We start from the raw sequence: 6111 nt of genomic DNA, 5'->3' as shown, positions 1-6111 counted from the left end.
TCACTTACAGGCTCACCGACACCAAAGAGAGACCGGGGTCGACCGGAACACACTCTCCAGTCTGCTCCGGCAACCCAAACCCCGCAACGATCACCGCTGCACCACATTTTCGGCCCCCACGGCAGAGCGAAGCGCCCCTGAGAAACTCAYTTAATGTSGSTTTTCSWCSGACGCTCTCTCACTTTCTTCAGGAGAGTGATAGAGCATTCCGGTTTTTCATGCATTAAGTGAGAGAGCGTCGCGGGGCGGTCAGCGGGCCTGGGTGCCGGCGCCGGGGTTGCCGCTCCCGGCGCCGGGTGCGTTGCCGCCCAGCCGCGCGGTGACCTTACTCGCTGCTGCCACGCAGGATTGGCCGAGGTTCTGCAGCCGCTCCTGGGAGACGCGGAACCGTGGGGCCGGAATGAGGACAGCAGCTACAACGTCGCCACGGTGGTCGTAGACGGGTGCGGCAACGCCAACTTCATCCAGCGAACTCTCGCCGTAGTTGACGGCCCACCCCCGGCGGAAGTCTTCTTTGAGACGGACCAGGTAGCCGTCGAGGCTGGTCTCATCCACCGCCGCGTACGTGATGGCTCCGCTGCGTATGAGTGAGCGCACGCGTTCCTCGGGTTCCGTTGCGAGGAACACCTGGACGGAGGCGCTCAACGCGTCGTTGTAACGCGCGCCCAGCGGGGTGGTGTGTTTGATCTGGTGGCGGCTCGCGATCTGCTCCACGCAGATGGACTGATTGCCCTCCCACATCATCAGGGCACTCGTTTCGCCGGTCAGTTCGGTCAGCTCGCGGAGGACCGGATAGGCGACGCGGCGCTCCTCCAGCTCGGCCAGCAGCGGCCCCGCGACGGCGATCAGGCCCAATCCGAGGCGGAAACGGCGAGTGTCCTCGTCCCGCTCCACGAGGTGTTCCTGTTCAAAAGTTGCCAGGATTCGGGACACCGTGCTCTTATGCAGGCCCACCCTGTTCGCAATTTCCGTGACGCCCAGCAGTGGTTCGTCGGCGGTGAAGGAACGAAGGACGGCGATGGCGTTCACAATGACTGAGGCGCCCTTGGTGTCAGCCTTGCCGTTCGAGTCGACGCCGTTGGTGTCAGTGCCGTTGGTTTCGCGGGAATCTTTGGTCATGGTGCTCACTATCATTGCGCATAGTCAGCGGAAAGCGGCGGCCTGGCAGGCTCGGTGAGTTCGCAGTTCAGCTCGCGGGCCAGGTCCGCGGCCAGGTCTTCCACAACCTGCCGGTACAGAAGTTCGCCCTTGACGGCACTGGACCCGGCGGCCGAGGAGAGGCAGCCTGTGGCCGGCGTGCGTTCAGGAACCACGGGGAGCCTGTCGAAGCGCGGCAGGACTGCGGCAGGACCATCGACCAGGCGGTCCATGCCAACCCGGGCGGTCTCGAGGTGAAGCATCAGTGAGGTCTCCAGCACGCCGCCGTGCTCGATCTCCCAGCCCGGGAAACCGTCCGGGTAGACCTCCTCCAACGTGTGCTGGCTGACGAAGTCCCAGTAGGACAGCAGCAGCACGCTCTGCTCGGCTCCCGGCTTGATCCCCAGGTCCTCCAGGGCCAGGTCGATTCCCTCGTAGAGGAACTGGTAGTTCTCGAAGTGTCCGTTGACAAAGACCACGTGCCGGACGCCGTGGTCGAGGAAGGACTTGACCAGGTTGCGGGCCACTCCTATCAGCGTTGCCCCGTCCAGGCTGGTGGTCCCGGGCAGGTGGTTGCCGCCCCCGGATTTCTGCTGCGACTTGTACCCGTAGGCGATCGGCTGGGCAACGAGTGCCCCGAGACGCCTTGCGACGCCCTCGGCAAACCGCGACGACAGGAGGGTGTCAGTGCCCAGCGGCAGGTGCGGCCCGTGCTGCTCCAGGGACCCGACCGGTATCAGGACGATCGCTTCCCCGGAGGACAGGACTTCGCGGTAGGCGAAGGCGTCCAGGTCTTCCAGAAATACTGAGTTGTCCATGCTGGTGGTGCTCCTTGTGGGGTGGTGCGGAGTTGGGTGGTGCGGAAAGCGGCGCCGCGTCGGCCACGGCGCCGCTTTCCTGACCGGCTATTTGGTGCTGTTAGGCGCCGATGATGTTGTATTCGGGGCCGAAGGGGAACTTGGTGATGTTCTCTGCCCCGTCTTCGCCCACCACGAGGATGTCATGCTCGCGGTAGCCGCCGGCACCCGGCTGGCCGTCCAGGACGGTGATCATCGGTTCCATGGAAACAACCATGCCCGGCTCCAGGACCGTGTCGATGTCCTCGCGGAGTTCCAGCCCGGCTTCGCGGCCGTAGTAGTGGCTGAGGACGCCGAAGGAGTGACCGTAGCCGAACGTGCGGTTGGCCAGGAGGCCGTAGCCGACGTAGATCTCGTTGAGCTCGGCGGCGATGTCCTTGCAGACGGCGCCGGGCTTGATGAGCTCCAGGCCGCGCTTGTGGACCTCAACGTTGATGTTCCACAGTTCCAGCGAGCGGGCATCCGGTTCGCCGTAGAACAGGGTGCGCTCCAGGGCCGTGTAGTAGCCCGAGGTCATGGGGAAGCAGTTCAGGGACAGGATGTCGTGTTCCTGGATCTTGCGGGTGGTGGCCCAGTTGTGGGCTCCGTCGGTGTTGATGCCGGACTGGAACCAGACCCAGGTGTCGCGGATTTCGGAGTCCGGGAAGGTGCGGGCGATCTCGTGCACCATGGCCTCGGTGCCGATCAGGGCAACCTCGTACTCGGTGATGCCGGCCGTGATGGCGTTGCGGATGGCTTCGCCGCCGAGGTCGCCGATCCGGGCGCCGTGCTTGATGACCTCGATTTCCTCGGCGGACTTGATCATGCGCTGACGCATGGCGGCCTGGGCCACGTCCACCAGGGTGGCGCCGGCGAAGGCGGCCTGGATCTTGTTGCGGTTGTCCAGCGGCAGCGAGTCATCCTCGACGCCGAGGCGGCGCGGATTGATGCCGCGGGTGCGCAGGACTTCCTGGATGGCGAAGATGTAGTTGTCCCGGCGCCAGTCCGTGTAGATGATGTTGTCGCCGAAGCTGCGGCGCCAAGGCATACCGGCGTCGATATTCGCGGTAACGGTGACGTTGTCATCCTTGGTGACCACCATGGCGTAGGAGCGGCCGAAGGTGGTGAACAGGAAGTCGGAGTAGTACTTGATGGAGTGGTAGCTGGTGAGGATGACGGCGTCGAGGTCCTTCTCGGCCATGATGCGGCGCAGACCGGACAGGCGGCGCTCGAACTCGGTATCGGAGAAGGTCAGGCTGACTTTCTTGCCGTTCTTCAGGACCTTGGTGCGCTCCAGTTCGGCGATGGACGAGGCGTTTTCGGTGGTGATGGTCATGGTGGTGGTGCCTTTCTGTGGTGCAGTTACGTGAGATGGAAGAAGAAGTCTGTTATTCGTGGCGCAACGGTTCGTTGCAGGTTTCCCTGGAGAGCGCGACGGCGATCAGTGAAACGACCGCCGCGCCCACGAGGTACCAGGCAGGGGCCAGCTCATTGGCGGTAGCAGCGATCAGGAGGGTTGCCATGAACGGGGCGGTGCCGCCGAAAAGGGCGTTGGAGAGGTTGAAGCTGACCGCGAAGCCGCTGTAGCGGACCCGGGTGGGGAACATCTCCGCCAGGAAGCTGGGAAGCGTTCCGTCATTGAGGGTGAGCATGGCGCCAAGCAGGATTTGGACGAGGACGATGACAAGGAAGTTGCCGGTTCCCAGCAGTGCAAAGGCGGGCACGGTCAGCACAATGAAGGTAACGGACGCGCTGATTAGTACTTTCTTGCGTCCGTAGCGGTCCGAGAGCATCCCGGTCAGGAAGATGAACCCGATGTACGTCAGCAGCGCGATGGTCGTGGCGAGGAACGATTCGGTTGCGCCGAGACCAAGCTCCGAGGACAAATACGTGGGCATGTAGCTGAGGATCACGTAGAACCCGACGGCGTTCAGCAGCACGGCTCCGACGGCCTGCAGCAGTTGCCGCCAGTGGTTCCGGAAGAGGCTGGACACGGGCGCCTTGACCGCATGGTCTTCCTTTGCGAGCTCGCGGAACACCGGGGTGTCCTCGAGCTTGGTCCGGATGTAGCGGCCGATCAGTCCCATCGGCGCAGCAAGCAGGAATGGCAGGCGCCAGCCCCAGCTGTGCATGGCATCCGAGGTGAGCAGGACTGTCAGCAGGCCCGCCAGCAGGGAACCGAGGAGCAGGCCGGCCGCCGTGCTGGCCGGGACAACCGCCGCGTACAGGCCGCGCTTGTTGGCGGGGGCGTACTCGACGAGGAAGGCGGAGGCTCCGGCGTACTCCCCGGAGGCGGAGAAGCCTTGGATTACCCGGACGATCAGCAGCAGGACGGGCGCCCAGATGCCGATCGTGTCATAACCCGGGATGAGTGCGATGCAGAAAGTTGCCCCGGACATGATGAGGATGGACAGCGAAAGTGCCGTCCGCCGGCCCACCTTGTCACCGATGTGGCCCCAGACGAACCCGCCAAGCGGGCGGACCAGGAACGAGATGGCGAACAGGGCGAAGGTTAGTAGGAGTCCGGTCTGGGGGTTGGATTCGGGAAAGAACACAGTGGCGATCGTGACGGCAAGGTAGCCGTAAACGGCGTAGTCGAACCATTCAACGAAGTTGCCGATGAAGCTGGCCGCGATGACTCTGCGGCGGGTTTCCTTGCTGACGGCGCTGTCAGCGGGGTCATAGTCCTGGCCACTCAGGGTGCTGCGGCCAGTACTGGAGGTCTCGCGCTGGCCGCGCGGCTCCGGGTTGGTTCCGCGGCCACGGGCCGGGGAGGAAGTTTCGTTACTCATGTATCCACCACATTGGTTGGGGGTTGCATTCAGCGCAACGCTGTTGCAACAGAGTACGACGTGACTGGCGCCACAGTCAATGGTTGATTTTGAGTATTGCGCTTTGCTTTCGCTGCCACTGCCTCCTGTGCCGCGATGGAGAAACCGGCATGGTCCGCGTGGCCAACATTGAAAACCCGGTATCCTCTAGTTGCATGTGACGAAGTGCTGTTGCATTTGAATGACTAGGCCCTCATCTGGGCGCGGGGCCCATGCCACCTAGCCCTTCGGCGTTCTATTGACAGTCACTGCGGAGGCTGACATATTTCGAGTACGCGCTATGCGCGTCGTGTTGTGTAATACGCAATGGGAAGTTTGCGAGCCTCGGGCTGGGTGCCACGGCGAGAACACTGAAACTTACGGGCGCCACTTGGCGCCCAAGGGCCGTCCCCGAGTCCCTGCAATCAGGAAGGAAACCAGCCAATGGTCCACAAAGTACAGGCCGTCATCGTCAGGGAGAAGAATGCCCCGGTTTCGTTGGAGACTATCCTGGTCCCGGATCCGGGGCCGTGGGAGGCGCTGGTGGACGTTCTGACCTGCGGGGTCTGCCACACCGATCTGCACTATAAGCAGGGCGGTATTGGCGATGATTTCCCTTACCTGCTGGGCCATGAGGCCACGGGTGTGGTCAGCGCCGTGGGACCCGATGTCACGCAGGTGGCCCCTGGTGACCGGGTGATCCTGAACTGGCGTGCCGTGTGCGGGGAGTGCCGTGCGTGCGCGAAGGGCCAGCCGCAGTACTGCTTCAACACGCATAACGCGACGCAGAAGATGACCCTTGAGGACGGTACGGAACTCTCTCCCGCGCTGGGCATTGGTGCGTTCGCGGAGAAGACGCTGGTTGCGGCCGGGCAGTGCACCAAGATTGACGACGACGTCGATGCTGCCGCTGTCGGGCTGCTCGGGTGCGGTGTGATGGCCGGGATCGGTGCGGCGATGAACACGGGCGAGGTTAAGCGCGGCGAGTCCGTGGCCGTGATCGGCTGCGGCGGGGTGGGTATCGCCGCGATCGCCGGGGCAAAGCTTGCCGGTGCGACCACGATCATTGCGGTGGACATCGACGCGAAGAAGGTGGAGATGGCCAGGTCACTGGGCGCCACGCACGGCGTGGATTCCAGCACCGAAGACCCTATCGAGGCGATCCGGGCCCTCACGGACGGTAACGGAGCGGACGTGGTGATTGACGCCGTCGGACGTCCCGAAACGTACAGGCAGGCGTTCTACGCCCGGGATCTTGCCGGCCGCGTGGTCCTGGTGGGCGTCCCGACGCCGGACATGACCCTTGAGCTGCCGCTGCTGGATGTCTT

General features: G+C 63.7%; 5 protein-coding genes. 1 reads left to right on the top strand and 4 read right to left on the bottom strand.

Going from position 1 to position 6111, the window contains the following annotated elements:
• Positions 1-249 precede the first annotated feature (249 nt).
• From AB4Y73_RS20250 to AB4Y73_RS20235, 4 genes are all read right to left on the bottom strand, one after another.
• Positions 250-1119 carry an IclR family transcriptional regulator gene (locus AB4Y73_RS20250; protein WP_441874460.1) on the bottom strand — a complete coding sequence of 290 codons (870 nt, stop codon included), beginning with the start codon at positions 1117-1119 and terminating at the stop codon, positions 250-252.
• An 11-nt stretch (positions 1120-1130) separates the two neighbouring features.
• Positions 1131-1955: a creatininase gene (locus tag AB4Y73_RS20245; protein WP_441874458.1), complete on the bottom strand. Its 825-nt coding sequence runs from the start codon at positions 1953-1955 to the stop codon at positions 1131-1133.
• A 100-nt stretch (positions 1956-2055) separates the two neighbouring features.
• On the bottom strand, positions 2056-3309 hold the full coding sequence (locus tag AB4Y73_RS20240) for an aminopeptidase P family protein (RefSeq protein ID WP_441874456.1): 1254 nt from the start codon (positions 3307-3309) through the stop codon (positions 2056-2058).
• Between the two features lie 52 nt (positions 3310-3361).
• On the bottom strand, positions 3362-4765 hold the full coding sequence (locus tag AB4Y73_RS20235; protein WP_441874454.1) for an MFS transporter: 1404 nt from the start codon (positions 4763-4765) through the stop codon (positions 3362-3364).
• Positions 4766-5227: 462 nt separating this feature from the next.
• On the opposite strand from AB4Y73_RS20235, the gene AB4Y73_RS20230 reads away from it, so the two are divergent.
• A partial coding sequence (locus AB4Y73_RS20230; RefSeq protein WP_441874452.1) for an S-(hydroxymethyl)mycothiol dehydrogenase occupies positions 5228-6111 on the top strand: 884 nt, incomplete at its 3' end.

The sequence above is a fragment of the Pseudarthrobacter sp. TAF60_1 genome, assembly GCF_052113505.1.
Classification (GTDB): Bacteria; Actinomycetota; Actinomycetes; order Actinomycetales; family Micrococcaceae; genus Arthrobacter.
Note: the sequence above shows the minus strand (reverse complement) of the source record. Positions and strands in the feature narration are given on the sequence as shown.